This is a genomic window from Streptomyces sp. NPDC057682 (assembly GCF_042799575.1).
Classification (GTDB): Bacteria; Actinomycetota; Actinomycetes; order Streptomycetales; family Streptomycetaceae; genus Streptomyces.
This window is the reverse complement of sequence record NZ_JBHVIN010000003.1, coordinates 185,057-198,461: the sequence shown is the minus strand read 5'-3', so window position 1 is coordinate 198,461 and position 13,405 is coordinate 185,057. Positions and strand designations below refer to the sequence as shown.

Here is a 13,405-nt window from a genome sequence, read left to right as displayed (position 1 = left end):
AGCGGCCGGTGTCGCTCCGCCCATCGGGGCGGAGCGGCACCGGCCGCCGGGCGCGAGCGGATCAGAGCGGATTCGATCCGCCCTCGCCCTTGGTGGACACCTGCTCACTCCGCTCCCGCAGCCGCCGGGCCTTGTCCTCCAGACGGCGGCGCTCCCGGGGATCGGCGGCCCGCTCGGAGGCCTCCTTCATCTCCTGGGCCTTGGCACGGATCCGCTCGGCCCGCTTGCCGGTTTCGTCCGCAACGCTCATGATCCACTCCTGGGTCTCGGGGAGATCAGACCCCACCAGCGAATCAGCGCGTCCGCGCCCCTGCATCTCGAACGGTCACACGCCGCGACGGATGCCGAAGCGCACCGGCACGGGGGCCCGGCTCGGGCACCCCGCCGCTTCTGGCAAGATCGTGCGCCTGAATCGCACAGGCCCGGCACAGGAACCGAAGACTCCGGCCGGGCGCACGAGCATGTTCGAACGGGGAACGAGGAAGTTATGCGTACGTGGACTCGGGCCGTTCCGGTGGCCGTGGGGGCCCTGGTGCTGGCCGTGGCGCTGACCGGCTGCAACGGCACGGACTCGGCCAAGGGCCGCAAGGGCCACGGTTCGTCGGGATCGGGGTCGTCGTCGGACGACAGGAAGACGTTCCGCCTGGGCGAAGCCAGCCCGCCGCAGGAGAGCACCATGCAGAAGTCGAAGGGCAGCACCTACACGGTCACGCCCACCAAGGTGCGCACGGGCACGAAGGCCGACATGGACAACTCGGGCCTGGACAAGGACAAGGGGGAGGAGCCCAAGATCCCCGTGTACGTGTGGGCCACGGTCACGCACAAGAGCGGGAAGGCCATGGAGGTCGGCGACATGGACGACGACCTGGTGGTGGAGACCGACAAGGGCAAGCGCACCAGGGCCCTCATCGTCATCATGGGCGAGGCCAAGTGGCCCGACTGCCCGGCCCCCGACACGCAGAAGCAGCTGAACCCGGGCGAGTCCGCGGACATCTGCAAGGCCTTCCTGATCCCCGAGGGACAGAAGGCCGCCGCGGTCCAGCTGAGCCAGGGCTTCACCAGCGAGCCGCTGGAGTGGCCCGCCGCCGGCTGATCCCCGTGTGTCGGCCCGGCCGTACGCGACCGCCGGGCCTCTTCGCGCGGTGCCCGTCCCGCTCCGGGGCGGGCACCGCGCGGGCGTACCGCCGCTCCGTCCCGGCTTCGCCGCGGGCGCCGACTGCTCGCGGCGCGGCGCCGTACCGCCGCTACTTGCCCAGCTTCTCGGCGGCGGCGGCCCGCCGGGCGAAGACCTCGTCCTTCGCGGCCGCCATCTCGCGCAGCGCCGACTTCCGCTCCCGCTGGGAGAGCCGGTCCAGGTAGAGCCGGCCGTGCAGATGGTCCGTCTCGTGCTGGAGGCAGCGGGCGAAGTAGCCGCGCCCCTCGATGACCAGGGGCTCCCCGTGCAGGTCGAAGCCGTGGACCACCGCGCGGTCGGGCCGCGGCACCGTCCGGAACGGCCCGGGGACCGACAGACACCCCTCGTCCTCCTCGACCAGCCGGCGCTCCCCGGCCGGTACGTCCGCCAGGACCGGATTGGCGAGGTGGCCGACATGACGCACCCCCCACTCGTCCGTGATGTCCCAGACGAACAGCCGCAGATCCACGTCGATCTGATTGGCCGCCAGTCCCGCACCGCTCGCCACCTGGTTCGTGGCGAACATGTCGTCGATCAGCCGGGCCAGTTCGGCGGTGCCGAACCGGGTCACGTCCTTGCACTCCCGGCGCAGGATCTCCTCGCCGACGACGGTGATGCGGCGCACGGTGCCCCGCTCCACCTCCGGCGGCAGCGCCGGGTAGGAGTCCACCGGCTCACCCATCACCCGCACCCGCCGGTCCGGCGAGCTCTCGTCGAACCCCACCGTCATCGTGGATCAGCGCCTTCCGTCTGCCGTGTCTGCCGTAGCGCCGAGCCGTGCCGCGGCGGTCCCGGCGCGGCTTGACTCAGTGCTTTGCAAAGTAGCACTCTTTGCAAAATGAGCGAGGAGAACCGGCAAGTCCCGGCCATGGAACCTTCGTTGCACCGTGTGCGGCGCCCCCTTCCCGACCACCCCGTGCGCACGGCGTTGCTGGACCTGCTGGCCGAGGAGGGCACGGTCACCTCCACGCGGGCCGCGGCCCGGCTCGGGTACAGCTCGGGGCTCTGCTCGTTCCATCTGCGGCAGCTCGCCCGTCACGGGCTCATCGAGGAGGCCCCGCACGAGGGAGGCAGGGTGCGGCCGTGGCAACTGCGCCGGGCCCCGTCCCGGGAGGGGGAGCGGGCGGAGCCGGAGGAGTTCACCACGCTCGCACGCGGGCTGGAGGACGAGAGCTACCGTTACTGGCTGGCGCACCGGGAGCAGGGTCCCGAGGGCTGGCGGCACGACGCGTCGTTCAGTGCCGTGGTGCATCTGACCCCGGAGGAGGCGGCGGAACTCGCCGCGTCCGTACGCCGGTTGCTGGCCGGATACCGGGACCGGGAGCACGATCCGGCCGCGCGCCCGGACGGGACCGTGCCGGTCGCCGCCGTCACCCGGCTGTTCCCGCTGCTCGACTGCTGAGGGGTGCCGGGCGGCCGTCAGGCCGGCTTCGGCGCGGGGGAGCAGGTGGCCGACGCGGCGGTGATGACCTCGTCCAGGACCTCGCGCGAACGGACCAGCTCGCTGATCATGCGGTCGATCCGGTCCCGTTCGCCGGTCAGTTCGGTGACCAGCTCGGGGGTGGCCCGCACGGAGGGGCCGCCGTCCTCGTCGCGCATGCAGGGCAGGATCCGGGCGATCTTCGCGCTGTGGAGGCCGGCCGCGTAGAGCTCCTGGATCCGGATGACCCGGTCCACGGCGCGTTCGGGATAGTCACGATGGCCGCCGGGCGTCCGGTCGGAGATCAGCAGCCCTTGTTCCTCGTAGTAGCGCAGGGAGCGCGCGCCGACCCCCGTGCGCGCCGCCAGTTCGCCGATCCGCATCCCGCACCTCACGACTTGAACCTGACATCAATGTGAGGTTCTACGGTACCCCGCATGACGCAGACCTCGCGGACGACCACCGCCTCCCGCCTCTTCGCACCGGCCCGTCTCGGCGGCATCGACCTGGCCAACCACCTGGTCATGGCCCCGCTCACCCGCAACCGGGCCGACGCCGACGGCGTTCCCGGCGAGCTGATGGCCACCCACTACGCCCAGCGCGCCACGGCCGGTCTCATCATTGCCGAGGCCACCACGCCCAATGCCGTCGGCCGGACCTACCCGCACATCCCCGGGATCCACACCGCCGCCCAGGTCGCGGGCTGGCGGCGCGTCACCGAGGCCGTACGAGCGGTGAATCCGGCCGGCCGGATGTTCCTCCAGCTCCAGCACGGCGGCCGGGTCGGCCACCCGGACACCAGCGGCCACACCCCCGTCGCGCCCTCGGCGGTGCGCTTCCCCGAGACGCTCCGGACCCCGTCCGGCTTCCAGGAGACCGTCGCCCCGCGCGCGATGTCCGCCGACGACATCGCCGCCACGGTCGCCGACTTCGCCACCGCCGCACGCAACGCGGTGTCGGCCGGCTTCGACGGGGTGGAGGTGCACTCCGCCAACGGCCATCTGCTGCACCAGTTCCTCTCGGAGAACACCAACCGGCGCACCGACGCCTGGGGCGGCCCGGCCGCGCACCGGATCCGCTTCACCGTCGAGGTGGTGCGGGCCGTCGCGGAGGCGGTCGGCGCCGAGCGGACCGGCGTACGGATATCGCCCGCGAACAACGTCAACTCCGTGGCGGAGGGCGACAGCGGCGCCCTCTACGCCGCGCTTCTGCCCGAACTGGCCCGTCTCGCCCCGGCCTATCTGCACCTGGTGTACGCCGACCCGGACGAACCCCTCTACCGGCAGCTCCGGGCGGACTGGCCCGGCACCCTCATGGCCAATCCGAAGCTCTCCCACGAGGACTTGGCGGCCGACGCCGGACTGCGGCACGCCGAGCGGCTGCTGGCCGGGGGTGCCGATCTGGTCTCCCTGGGGCGGGGGTTCCTCGCCAATCCCGACCTCGTGGAGCGCCTGCGCACGGGCGCGCCCCTCAACCCCCTGCGCCCGGAGTTCCTGATGCACGTCCACGGCGCCGAGGGCTACAACGACTACCCGGCACTGGCGGGCCGCTGACGCCCGGACGCGAGCCCTCCTTGCACCGCTCCCCGGCGACGGGCGAGGGTGGGGGCATGACATGGCGAGCACCGGCGGTGGAACGCACCGTACAACTGAGGGACTTGGGCGTCCTGTCCGAGCGCGGGACACTGGAGGGATGGCTCACCTGGCACCGGGAGACGCTGCTGGTGAAGTGCGCCGGGCTGGACGGGGAGCAACTGGCGCGGACGGCGGTGAAGCCGTCGGCGCTGACCCTGCTCGGTCTGGTCCGGCACATGGCGGAGATCGAGCGGTGGTGGTTCAGGAGGAGCTTCGCCGGTGAGGACGTCGGCGAGATCTTCACCGGTCCCTCGGACGGCGACGAGGGCTTCGAGGGCGTCCGCGGCGACCGCGCCGAGCACGACGTCGCGGCCTTCCGCGCCGAGATCCGGACGTGCGACGCGCGCGTGGCGGGCCGCTCCCTCGACGAGACGTTCCCGTCCGTGGCGGGGGCCACGTTCAGTCTGCGCTGGGTCTACGTCCTGATGATCCAGGAGTACGCGCGCCACAACGGCCACGCGGATCTGCTGCGGGAGCGGACCGACGGCGCGACGGGGGACTGAGGACCGCCGTCGGTCACCCCCCTCGGCGGCCGTCCCCGCCCCGGTCGCGGCGGCGCATCACCTGCGACAGGCTCCGCCGCGGGGGCCGGGCCGTGATGTCGCCGCCGCGGGACTGCCCGGTCAGCCGCACCCGCAGCACCGGCGGCACGTCCTCCTCGGTGCCGGGGCGGATCCTGATCTCGCCGCTGGACCGCTCCAGACCGTCGGGGTCGACGGTGATGCCGGGTCGCGTCACCAGGATCAGGTTGCCCCCGACGCGCAGGTCGACGTCGATGTCCAGGCCGGAGTGGGTGATGACGGTCTCGGTGAAGTCGAGCTTCGCCTCGCAGAACATGAGCCGGATCTCCATCCGGCGCGGGACGAGCCAGCGGCCGGTGCGGGTGACGTCCCCGAACCGCTGGTCGATCCGGAGCAGTTCGGCGGCCTGCGGGGGCCGGCCGTCCAGGGGCAGATCGGCGGTCAGCCGGGCCAGCTCGTCCCGCGTCCGGGCCGACAGGGCCGCGTCGAGCCGTTCGTCCAGTTCGCCGATGGTCAGGCGGCCGTCGCCCGCGGCCGTCTGCAGGATCTCGACCACCTGGTCGCGTTCCCGGTCGGACGCCCGCAGCGCGGGCCTGTTGTCGTGGTCCGAGCTGTCGCCGGCCGGCCGAGGTTCACCCGTCATGGTCCGATTCTCGCCCGCGGCCCCAGGAGCCGCAACGGTTTCGATCATGTGCAGGGGTACTGTCCCGGTGGCCCCGCCCCGTACCCTCAGGTCAGCAGCCGGTTGGGGTGGGAGGCGCGCCGCGCCGCGGTGAGCAGGGCGTGGATCCGCGCCCCCGCCTGTTCCCACGCGTCCACGGGCGTGGCGAACGGCAGCCGCACGTCCCGGCGCCCCCGCGCGTACTCCAGACGCAGCGTCAGACCGTAGCGGTCCAGTGCCACGGGAAGCGCGCGCCGCAGGGACCGTTCCGGCCTCGGCCGCACCAGGCGCAGGAGCATCGGGACGAGTTCGCCGTGACCGTCCATCAGATGGGTCAGCATCTCCGCCTCGTGCACGGCCACCGGGTCGGGCGTCACGTCCTGGAGCGCGGCCAGGGTGACGTAGGACCGCCCGGCCCGGTCGTCGATGACCGCCTGGCCGAACTCCATGCAGACGCTGTCGGCGGCGTCCGGATCGTACGGAGCGGCCAGCAGCCCGGTCAGCGTCACGCGGGCGCGCAGCCGGTCGCGCACGGGGGTGGGGGCGATGTCCGTGAACTCCAGCCGGACCGGCACCGGTGCGGCAGGGTGTGCGGGGCCGGTGGCGGACGGTTCGTGCAGGTGGATGTGGCCCATCGCGCCCGTGCCGTCGAGCCGGTGCACCTCGACGGGTTCGAGTCCGTCGCTGACCACGGTCATGGAGTGGGCGGAGATCAGGACCGAGCGCAGACGTTCAGCGGGGGTCGGCTCCGTGCCACGGGCGGGGAAGGGGTGCATCCGAGTGCTCCTGATCGGCGGGGACAAGACCTGCTGTCAGCTACTTAGGTATGCCTAACCTAACCCATGGGTGAGGGTGGTGGAACACGCCGGACGTCCGGGGGTGCCGGGCGGCTCCGCCGCGCCCGTCGCGGCGGCCCCGCCGGTACGTCGTCTACGCCGGGCCCGGCTCCGTACGCCGACCCGGCAGCACCGGCACGAAGGCGTACTGCGGACACGGTGTCGTGAAGCACTGCTTCGGCGACGGGACGCAGACGTAGCCGAAGGGTGCGACGGTTCCGGCGCAGGGGGTGAGGGGCGAGGGCGGTCCCGCCGGTGCGGCGTGCGCCGCACCGGTCAGGGCGAGGACGGCGGCGGCCGGGGCGAGGAGGCGCGCGAGGCGGATCAGATGGGTGTTCACGGACATCAGGGATATCCGCACGGCCCCGGCGGCGACGGCCGGTCGCGGTCCGCGTCACCCTTCCGGACCGCCGATTCCCCCGCAGAGGGGGCGAGTCGGCCGCGCCCCGCGAACCCTTTTCCCGCCCGGACCGGGTTCCGGCGGGCGGGAAAAGGGTTCGCGGGGCACCGGACCGAGCAGGCGAGAGGCATGAGCCTTCTCGCGCGCACCACCCCCCCACGGCACGGCCGCCGGATGCTCCCCCTCGCCGCCGTCGCCCTCGCCCTGCTCGTGACCGGGTGCGACGGATCGTCCGGCCCGGCCGCATCCTCCGGCGCCACGCCCGCCGCCACCGGCGCCGTACAGCCGTCCGACCCGTCCGACCCGTCCGACCCGTCCGACCCGTCCGATCCCTCCTCGTCCCCGGCCCAGGACACGTCCGCGCCCCCGCGGGGCACGACGGCGCCCGCGTCCCCCGGATCCGCTGCCGCTTCGAGTCCGGTGCCGGGCCCCGGGCGCTGTGCGGCCGAAGGGCTCACCATGCGACTGGGGCAGCCGGACGCCGGCGCCGGCCAGGTCCACTACCGGCTGACCTTCACCAACCGGACCGGCGCCGCGTGCACCCTGCGCGGCTTCCCGGGGGTCTCGCTCATCAAGCGGGACGGCGCGATGATCGGCGTGCCCGCCGCGCGCGAGGGCGGTACGCACCAGGCGCGGGTGATCCCGCCGGGCCGGAGCGCGTCCGTCGTCCTCCATACGGTGAACCAGGGCATCGAGCCCTCCGGCTGCTGGGACGCACCCGACTATCTGAGGGTGTACCCGCCCGGCTCGCGGGAGGCGCTGACCCTGCGCACCGCGCTGCCCCGCATCTGCGGCGACCGGTTCACGACGACCGCGATCGACGGCTGATCGCTGAGACCGGACCTCTCCTATAGAACGCGCTTGCTGCCCTCATCGAGACGGCTCCCGGGGCTGCTCCATGGCCCCGGGAGCCCGCCGTCGACGATGCGTCCGGTGCGTAACTCGGGAAAATATAGGGCAGTTGAGGTCACACTCGCACCCCGTCGTGTACGGGAAGTGTCGTGAGTATTGCCAGCCTGTTGGGCACCGCCCTATCCTCCGGACCAGAAAGCGCTTTCCATATCAACGGCTCATGGATGACAGGTTCATGTCATTCAGGGTGACGGGGCTCCGAGGATCGACAGGGAGACATGGACATGAAGAGACGAGTCGCGCTGCGTCTGTACGCGGCGGTGGCGACTGCCGCGCTGGCCGCCGGGGCCGGGGCCGTGGTGGCGATGCCCTCGGCGTCCGCCGCCACCGGCGGGGCCACCGGCTACGCGAGCCAGAACGGCGGGACGACCGGAGGTGCGGGCGGGCAGACCGTCAAGGCCACCACCGGCACCGCGATCCACCAGGCACTCTGCAGCCGTGCCAGCAGCAGCACCCCGATCATCATCCAGGTCGAGGGCACCATCAATCACGGCAACACCGAGAAGGTCTCGGGGGACAGCTGCAACACGGCGGCGGGGGTGATCGAGCTCAAGCAGATCAGCAACGTCACGATCGTCGGCGTCGGCAGCGGCGCGGTCTTCGACCAGCTCGGCATCCACATCCGGCAGTCCAGCAACATCATCATCCAGAACGTGACCGTGCGGAACGTCAAGAAGTCGGGCTCGCCGACCTCCAACGGAGGCGACGCGATCGGCATGGAGAGCGACGTCCGCAACGTCTGGGTCGACCACGCGAGCCTGGAGGCCTCCGGCGGCGAGGACGAGGGCTTCGACGGCCTCTTCGACATGAAGGACAACACGCAGTACGTCACGCTGTCGTACAGCACCCTGCGCAACTCCGGCCGCGGCGGACTCATCGGATCGAGCGAGACCCAGCTGGACAACGGCTATGTGACGTTCCATCACAACCTGTACGAGAACGTCGACTCGCGCACGCCCCTGCTGCGCGGCGGCATCGCGCACATCTACGACAACTACTACGTCAAGCTCAACAAGTCCGGGATCAACTCCCGGGCCGGCGCGCACGCGAAGGTGGAGAACAACTACTTCAAGGACTCCAAGGACGTCCTGGGCACCTTCTACACCGACACGACCGGCTACTGGCAGGTCGGCGGCAACATCTTCGACAACGTGACCTGGTCCGCCCCCGGGACCGAGAACCACCCGGCCGGCCCGAACCCGCAGTCGAACACCACCGTCAGCATCCCCTACGCCTACACCATGGACGCGGCGTCCTGCGTGCCCGGCATCGTGACCCAGACGGCGGGCGCCAACAAGGGGCTGAAGGTCTCCGACGGCAACTGCTCGACGCAGACGCCGACCCCGGACCCGACCGACCCCACGCCGGATCCGACCGACCCGACGCCGGACCCGACCGACCCGACCCCGCCGACCGGCACCAACCTCAGCCTCGGCGCAGGCGCCGACGGATCGAGCAAGGCGTCCGGCACCAGCTACGGCAACGTCCGGGACGGCGATCCGAGCACCTACTGGTCGCCCGCCGGCACCACCGGTTCCATCTCGGTCAAGTGGGACACCGCGACCTCCGTCTCCTCCCTGCGGATCCGCGAGGCCTCCGGCGCCACGGGCGTCGTCGGCACCTGGCGGGTGCTCAACGGCGACACCGGGACCGTGCTGGCCTCCGGCAGCGGCGCGGGCACCGTCACCGTGCCCACGACCTCGCTGCGCAAGATCACCTTCGAGATCACCGGTGCCACCGGGACCCCGAGGATCGCCGAGTTCGAGACCTACGCCTGACCGTCCCGCGCGCCCGCGGCCGGGCCGGACCCCGTGTCCGGCCCGGCACCGGCCGTGGCGGCAGCCGGCGCAGGTCACCGGGCGCACCGGCCCGGTTCAGGGGCGGGTCAGGACGACCAGACGCCGGGTCGCCCGGGTCATCGCGACATAGCGGTCGACCCCGCCCGCCACACCGCCGCCGAAGGACTCCGGATCGACCAGGACGACCAGATCGAATTCGAGCCCCTTGGACAGCGCGGGCGTCAGGACACGGACCCGGGCCGTCTCCCGGAACGTCGGGTCCCCGATGACGCAGGCGGTTCCCTCCGCGTGTGCGGACAGCCACGCGTCGAGGATCGACTCCAGCTCCCCGACGTGCCCGTGGGTGACGGGAACGCCTCCGCTGCGGATCGACGTCGGCACGTTGGCGTCCGGGAGCACCGCGCGGACGACCGGCTCCGCCTCGGCCATGATCTCGCGCGGGGTCCGGTAGTTGACGGTGAGCGAGGCGCGGCTGACGCGGTCGAGGCCGACCCGCTCCAGCCGCTCCTCCCAGGACTCCGGGAAGCCGTCCCTGGCCTGGGCCCGGTCGCCGACGACGGTGAAGCTCCGCGACGGGCAGCGCACCAGCAGCATCTGCCACTGGGCGTCGGTCAGTTCCTGAGCCTCGTCCACCACCACGTGCGCGAACGGCCCCGCCAGCGGATCCGCCGTCCCCTCGTCCGGCACCGAACCGTCGGCCAGGGTGTCCCTGAGGTCCTGACCCCGCAGCATCGTGACCGCGCCCTCCCCGTCCGCGTCGGCCTCCAGCAGGTCGTCGACGACCCGCGTCATCCGCGCACGCTCCGCGGCGACGGCCGCGCGGTGGCGCCGCCCCCGGCGCGAGGCCTCCGGATCGCCGAGCCGCTGACGCGCCGCGTCCAGGAACGGCAGATCGGCGACCGTCCACGCGCCGCCCGCCGGACGCCGCAGCCGGGCGGCGTCCTCGCGGTCCAGCCAGGGCGCGCAGAGACGCAGATAGGCGGGGACCGACCAGAGATCCCCGACCAGATCGGCCGGCTCGATCAGCGGCCACGCGCCGTCGAACACGTCGAGCAGCTCCCGGTCGCCGCGCAGCGCGTTCCGCAGCCGCTCCTCGGGGACCTCGCCGCCGTGCCGGTCGGCGAGGATCGTGACCAGCTCCTCCAGGACCTGGTCACGCGCCTCGTTGTGGGGGACTCCTGGGGCGGAGGCGAAGGCCGCCGCCCAGTCGCCGGCGGTCAGCGCGACGTCGGACCACGGGGTCGTGACCGTCATCGGCGCGGTGGGCGGTTCCTCGTAGAACCTGACCGCGGCCTCGACGGCCCCGACCAGACGCGCGGACGCCTTGAGCCGGGCCGCCACGGGATCGCTCTCGGCCACAGCCGAGGCCCCCTCGGGCACCAGGTCGCGCAGGGTGCAGACGCGGACACCGTCCTCCCCGAGGCCGGGCAGGATGTCGGCCACGTACCCCAGGTAGGGCTCGTGCGGGCCGACGAACAGCACCCCGCCGCCGCGCCGCCCCAGCCGGGGATCCGCGTACAGCAGATACGCCGAGCGGTGCAGGGCGACGACGGTCTTGCCCGTGCCGGGGCCGCCGTCGACGACGAGCGTGCCCCGCGATCCGGCGCGGATGACGGCGTCCTGGTCGGCCTGGATGGTGCCGAGGACATCGCGCATCCGCTCGGACCGGTTCCCGCCCAGACCGGCGATGAACGCCGACTGGTCGTCGAGCGCGGCGTGCGGGGCGATGCCGCCGGGTGTGAACACCTCGTCCCAGAAGTCGACGACGCGGTCCCCGTCCCAGCGGTAGCGGCGGCGGCTCACCAGCCCCATCGGCCGCGCGTGCGTGGCCCCGAAGAAGGGTTCGGCGGCGGGGGAGCGCCAGTCGAGCAGCAGCCGCCGTCCGGTGCGGTCGGTGAGCCCGAGCCGTCCCACGTACAGCGTTCCGGTGCCGTCCGCGCCGACCATCCGGCCGAGGCACAGATCGCGGCCGAAGCGCCGCAGGGTGCGTAGCCGGGCGGTGAGCCGGTGGATCTCGGTGTCGCGGTCCATGGCCTGCCGTCCCGCCCCGCCCGGCGACCTGCGGGCGGCGTCCAGGCGGTCCGAGAGTTCGGCGACCGACTCGTCCAGACAGGCGGCGACGGCGGCGAGGTGCCGTTCGTCGTCCGCGATCAGTGCCGGGTCGTTCTTGGCCGCGAGCCGCGCCGGCAGAGCGAACGCGCCGGTGGTCGCAGAGGTGGGTGTCATCCGCTGTGCATCTCCCGATTCGATGGGCCTCAGGGCCTGGACCAGGGATTCTGCGGGAGATGGGGGGCCTTGCCGCAAGCCCCCCGGTGCGCTATAAGTTGAGAGTGGCAAGAGGTGGCCCAGCCCCCTTGCCGGTCTCCCCGCCTTCTCGTTCCTCTTCCCCGTTCCCTCCTTTCGGCCGCTCTCCGGCGGGGATGATGACGGGCATGAGCCCTTCGAGCAGACGAGCGGAACTCTTCCTCCCCGGCGGCACCGGCTCCGCCGCGAACGGCGGCCCCGACGCGCGTTTCACCGGATCCGGGACCTGCGACGAGCGCCGCATGCTGCGCGACTTCCTGGGCGACCAGCGCCGGACGCTGGAGCTGAAGTGCTCGGGTCTGGACGGCCGGCTGGCCCTCCGTTCCGTCGAACCGTCCACGCTCTCGCTGCTCGGTCTGCTCCGGCATCTGGCGGATGTGGAACGCCGCTGGTTCCGGCGGGTCCTGGCCGGGGAGGACGCCCCGCCGCGCCACACCACCGAGCAGGACCCCGACGGCGACTTCGACGTACGCGACGCGGGTCCCGGCGCCGTCGCCGAGGCCTGGCGGGACTGGCGCGCCGAGGTCGCCTTCGCCGACCGCTTCGCCGAGAAGGCCCCGGACCTGGACGTCCGGGGACACGACTCCTGGCGCGGCACGGTGTCGCTGCGCTGGGTGCTCATCCACATGATCGAGGAGTACGCCCGGCACAACGGCCACGCGGATCTGCTGCGGGAGAGGATCGACGGGGCCCGGGGGCTGTGATCAGCCGGCCCGGACACCCCGGCGCACGCCCTGGGCGGGGACCTCGGCCGTCGGGCGTCCGCCGGTCCGCCGCCGGTAGTCGTCCGGAGACATCCCGACGCGCGCGGTGAAGTGCCGGTCGAAGACGCGCGGCGAGGGGCAGCCGACCCGGCGCCGGACCTCCGCCGTACCCAGGTCGGTGCGGTGCAGCAGCACACACGCCCGCTCGACACGACGAGCCATCAGATACGCGTACGGCGAGGAGCCGTAGGCTCGCCGGAACTCCCGGCCCAGCAGTCCGGCCGGCAGGCCCGCCGCGCGCGCCAGTGCCTCGACGTCCAGCGGCCGGGCGTACTCCCGGTCCATCCGGTCGCGCACGGGCCGCAGCCGGGCCAGTTCCTGCAGACGCAGCGCCGCGAGACGGGCGCGCCTCCACGCGGGGTGACACATGGGCTCTCCGTTTCCTCAGGGGGCCGGGCCCGCGGGTCAGCGCACTTCCTGGATGCGGACCAGATTGCCCGCGGGGTCCCGGAACGCGCAGTCGCGGATGCCGTACGGCTGGTCCGTGGGCTCCTGGACGATCTCGCCGCCGCCGTCCCGGACCTTCGCGAAGACGGCGTCGAGATCCGGGGCGGCCAGCAGGATCCAGCCGTACGTCCCCTTCGCCATCATCTCCGTGATGGTGCGGCGCTCGTCCTCGGTGACTCCGGGGTCGGCGGCGGGCGGTGCCAGCAGCAGGGAGGTGCCGGGGCGGCCGGCCGGGCCGACCGTGATCCAGCGCATCCGGCCCTGCCCGACGTCGCTGCGGACCTCGAAGCCGAGGACGTCGCGGTAGAAGGCCACGGACGCGTCCGGGTCGTCGTGCGGCAGGAAGCTGGTGTGAATGCTGATGTCCATGCCGATCATGCTAGGTCCGGCCCGGGACCCGCCGCTTCTCGATTCCTGACCGAACCTCCCGTCCCCCTCGGGGTGTTGCCGCGCCACGGCCGGCGGCCCCGGGCCGGGACCAGCGGGGCGGTGGCGAGGTGGGGGCGGCCCGTCGCCACGCCGGCCGGATGCCG

General features: G+C 72.9%; 16 protein-coding genes. 7 read left to right on the top strand and 9 right to left on the bottom strand.

Annotated features, from left to right (window positions below):
- Positions 1-61: 61 nt before the first annotated feature.
- Positions 62-250, bottom strand: a complete 189-nt coding sequence (locus ACFVDM_RS06130) for a DUF6381 family protein (protein WP_383633903.1) — start codon at positions 248-250, stop codon at positions 62-64.
- 237 nt (positions 251-487) lie between these two features.
- Between ACFVDM_RS06130 and ACFVDM_RS06125 the strand changes: the two genes are divergently transcribed.
- Positions 488-1,093: a hypothetical protein gene (locus tag ACFVDM_RS06125; protein ID WP_383633900.1), complete on the top strand. Its 606-nt coding sequence runs from the start codon at positions 488-490 to the stop codon at positions 1,091-1,093.
- A gap of 151 nt (positions 1,094-1,244) precedes the next feature.
- Here ACFVDM_RS06125 and def read toward each other — a convergent pair whose 3' ends face one another.
- Positions 1,245-1,904, bottom strand: coding sequence for a peptide deformylase (gene def, locus ACFVDM_RS06120; RefSeq protein ID WP_383633898.1), 660 nt, complete (start codon positions 1,902-1,904; stop codon positions 1,245-1,247).
- Positions 1,905-2,012: 108 nt separating this feature from the next.
- Between def and ACFVDM_RS06115 the strand changes: the two genes are divergently transcribed.
- Positions 2,013-2,576: a winged helix-turn-helix domain-containing protein gene (locus ACFVDM_RS06115; RefSeq protein ID WP_383633896.1), complete on the top strand. Its 564-nt coding sequence runs from the start codon at positions 2,013-2,015 to the stop codon at positions 2,574-2,576.
- Between the two features lie 17 nt (positions 2,577-2,593).
- On the opposite strand, the gene ACFVDM_RS06110 is transcribed toward ACFVDM_RS06115, so the two are convergent.
- Positions 2,594-2,977 carry a MerR family transcriptional regulator gene (locus ACFVDM_RS06110; protein WP_383633894.1) on the bottom strand — a complete coding sequence of 128 codons (384 nt, stop codon included), beginning with the start codon at positions 2,975-2,977 and terminating at the stop codon, positions 2,594-2,596.
- A 54-nt stretch (positions 2,978-3,031) separates the two neighbouring features.
- On the opposite strand from ACFVDM_RS06110, the gene ACFVDM_RS06105 reads away from it, so the two are divergent.
- The gene (locus tag ACFVDM_RS06105; protein WP_383633892.1) at positions 3,032-4,147 is read left to right on the top strand and encodes an alkene reductase; all 1,116 of its coding nucleotides are present in this window, start codon (positions 3,032-3,034) and stop codon (positions 4,145-4,147) included.
- A gap of 56 nt (positions 4,148-4,203) precedes the next feature.
- Entirely contained in the window at positions 4,204-4,731 is a 528-nt protein-coding gene (locus ACFVDM_RS06100; RefSeq protein WP_383633891.1) for a DinB family protein, read from the top strand.
- 13 nt (positions 4,732-4,744) lie between these two features.
- Here the strand turns inward: ACFVDM_RS06100 and ACFVDM_RS06095 are convergent, their stop codons facing one another.
- From ACFVDM_RS06095 to ACFVDM_RS06085, 3 genes are all read right to left on the bottom strand, one after another.
- Positions 4,745-5,392, bottom strand: a complete 648-nt coding sequence (locus ACFVDM_RS06095; protein ID WP_383633889.1) for a DUF1707 domain-containing protein — start codon at positions 5,390-5,392, stop codon at positions 4,745-4,747.
- An 86-nt stretch (positions 5,393-5,478) separates the two neighbouring features.
- Positions 5,479-6,186 (bottom strand): DUF2470 domain-containing protein, encoded by a 708-nt coding sequence (locus ACFVDM_RS06090; protein WP_383633887.1) that lies wholly within the window; start codon positions 6,184-6,186, stop codon positions 5,479-5,481.
- A 154-nt stretch (positions 6,187-6,340) separates the two neighbouring features.
- Positions 6,341-6,592: a hypothetical protein gene (locus ACFVDM_RS06085; protein ID WP_383633885.1), complete on the bottom strand. Its 252-nt coding sequence runs from the start codon at positions 6,590-6,592 to the stop codon at positions 6,341-6,343.
- 183 nt (positions 6,593-6,775) lie between these two features.
- Between ACFVDM_RS06085 and ACFVDM_RS06080 the strand changes: the two genes are divergently transcribed.
- Together ACFVDM_RS06080 and ACFVDM_RS06075 are read left to right on the top strand one after the other, a co-directional pair.
- Positions 6,776-7,474, top strand: a complete 699-nt coding sequence (locus ACFVDM_RS06080; RefSeq protein WP_383633883.1) for a DUF4232 domain-containing protein — start codon at positions 6,776-6,778, stop codon at positions 7,472-7,474.
- A 308-nt stretch (positions 7,475-7,782) separates the two neighbouring features.
- On the top strand, positions 7,783-9,336 hold the full coding sequence (locus ACFVDM_RS06075) for a polysaccharide lyase family 1 protein (protein ID WP_383633881.1): 1,554 nt from the start codon (positions 7,783-7,785) through the stop codon (positions 9,334-9,336).
- Positions 9,337-9,432: 96 nt separating this feature from the next.
- Here the strand turns inward: ACFVDM_RS06075 and helR are convergent, their stop codons facing one another.
- The gene (gene helR / locus ACFVDM_RS06070) at positions 9,433-11,583 is read right to left on the bottom strand and encodes an RNA polymerase recycling motor ATPase HelR (protein WP_383633879.1); all 2,151 of its coding nucleotides are present in this window, start codon (positions 11,581-11,583) and stop codon (positions 9,433-9,435) included.
- Between the two features lie 206 nt (positions 11,584-11,789).
- On the opposite strand from helR, the gene ACFVDM_RS06065 reads away from it, so the two are divergent.
- A complete protein-coding gene (locus ACFVDM_RS06065) occupies positions 11,790-12,365 on the top strand; it encodes a DinB family protein (protein WP_383633877.1) in 576 nt (191 codons plus the stop codon).
- Here ACFVDM_RS06065 and ACFVDM_RS06060 read toward each other — a convergent pair whose 3' ends face one another.
- Together ACFVDM_RS06060 and ACFVDM_RS06055 are read right to left on the bottom strand one after the other, a co-directional pair.
- On the bottom strand, positions 12,366-12,794 hold the full coding sequence (locus tag ACFVDM_RS06060; protein WP_383633875.1) for a helix-turn-helix domain-containing protein: 429 nt from the start codon (positions 12,792-12,794) through the stop codon (positions 12,366-12,368).
- 36 nt (positions 12,795-12,830) lie between these two features.
- Complete coding sequence (locus ACFVDM_RS06055; protein ID WP_383633873.1) at positions 12,831-13,241, bottom strand: VOC family protein; 411 nt, start codon at positions 13,239-13,241, stop codon at positions 12,831-12,833.
- Positions 13,242-13,405 lie beyond the last annotated feature (164 nt).

Coding starts and splice junctions, on each gene's coding strand:
- ACFVDM_RS06130 (WP_383633903.1), bottom strand. CDS start 250: ATGAGCGTTGCGGACGAAACCGGCAAGCGGGCCGAGCGGATCCGTGCC.
- ACFVDM_RS06125 (WP_383633900.1), top strand. CDS start 488: ATGCGTACGTGGACTCGGGCCGTTCCGGTGGCCGTGGGGGCCCTGGTG.
- def (WP_383633898.1), bottom strand. CDS start 1,904: ATGACGGTGGGGTTCGACGAGAGCTCGCCGGACCGGCGGGTGCGGGTG.
- ACFVDM_RS06115 (WP_383633896.1), top strand. CDS start 2,013: ATGAGCGAGGAGAACCGGCAAGTCCCGGCCATGGAACCTTCGTTGCAC.
- ACFVDM_RS06110 (WP_383633894.1), bottom strand. CDS start 2,977: ATGCGGATCGGCGAACTGGCGGCGCGCACGGGGGTCGGCGCGCGCTCC.
- ACFVDM_RS06105 (WP_383633892.1), top strand. CDS start 3,032: ATGACGCAGACCTCGCGGACGACCACCGCCTCCCGCCTCTTCGCACCG.
- ACFVDM_RS06100 (WP_383633891.1), top strand. CDS start 4,204: ATGACATGGCGAGCACCGGCGGTGGAACGCACCGTACAACTGAGGGAC.
- ACFVDM_RS06095 (WP_383633889.1), bottom strand. CDS start 5,392: ATGACGGGTGAACCTCGGCCGGCCGGCGACAGCTCGGACCACGACAAC.
- ACFVDM_RS06090 (WP_383633887.1), bottom strand. CDS start 6,186: ATGCACCCCTTCCCCGCCCGTGGCACGGAGCCGACCCCCGCTGAACGT.
- ACFVDM_RS06085 (WP_383633885.1), bottom strand. CDS start 6,592: ATGTCCGTGAACACCCATCTGATCCGCCTCGCGCGCCTCCTCGCCCCG.
- ACFVDM_RS06080 (WP_383633883.1), top strand. CDS start 6,776: ATGAGCCTTCTCGCGCGCACCACCCCCCCACGGCACGGCCGCCGGATG.
- ACFVDM_RS06075 (WP_383633881.1), top strand. CDS start 7,783: ATGAAGAGACGAGTCGCGCTGCGTCTGTACGCGGCGGTGGCGACTGCC.
- helR (WP_383633879.1), bottom strand. CDS start 11,583: ATGACACCCACCTCTGCGACCACCGGCGCGTTCGCTCTGCCGGCGCGG.
- ACFVDM_RS06065 (WP_383633877.1), top strand. CDS start 11,790: ATGAGCCCTTCGAGCAGACGAGCGGAACTCTTCCTCCCCGGCGGCACC.
- ACFVDM_RS06060 (WP_383633875.1), bottom strand. CDS start 12,794: ATGTGTCACCCCGCGTGGAGGCGCGCCCGTCTCGCGGCGCTGCGTCTG.
- ACFVDM_RS06055 (WP_383633873.1), bottom strand. CDS start 13,241: ATGGACATCAGCATTCACACCAGCTTCCTGCCGCACGACGACCCGGAC.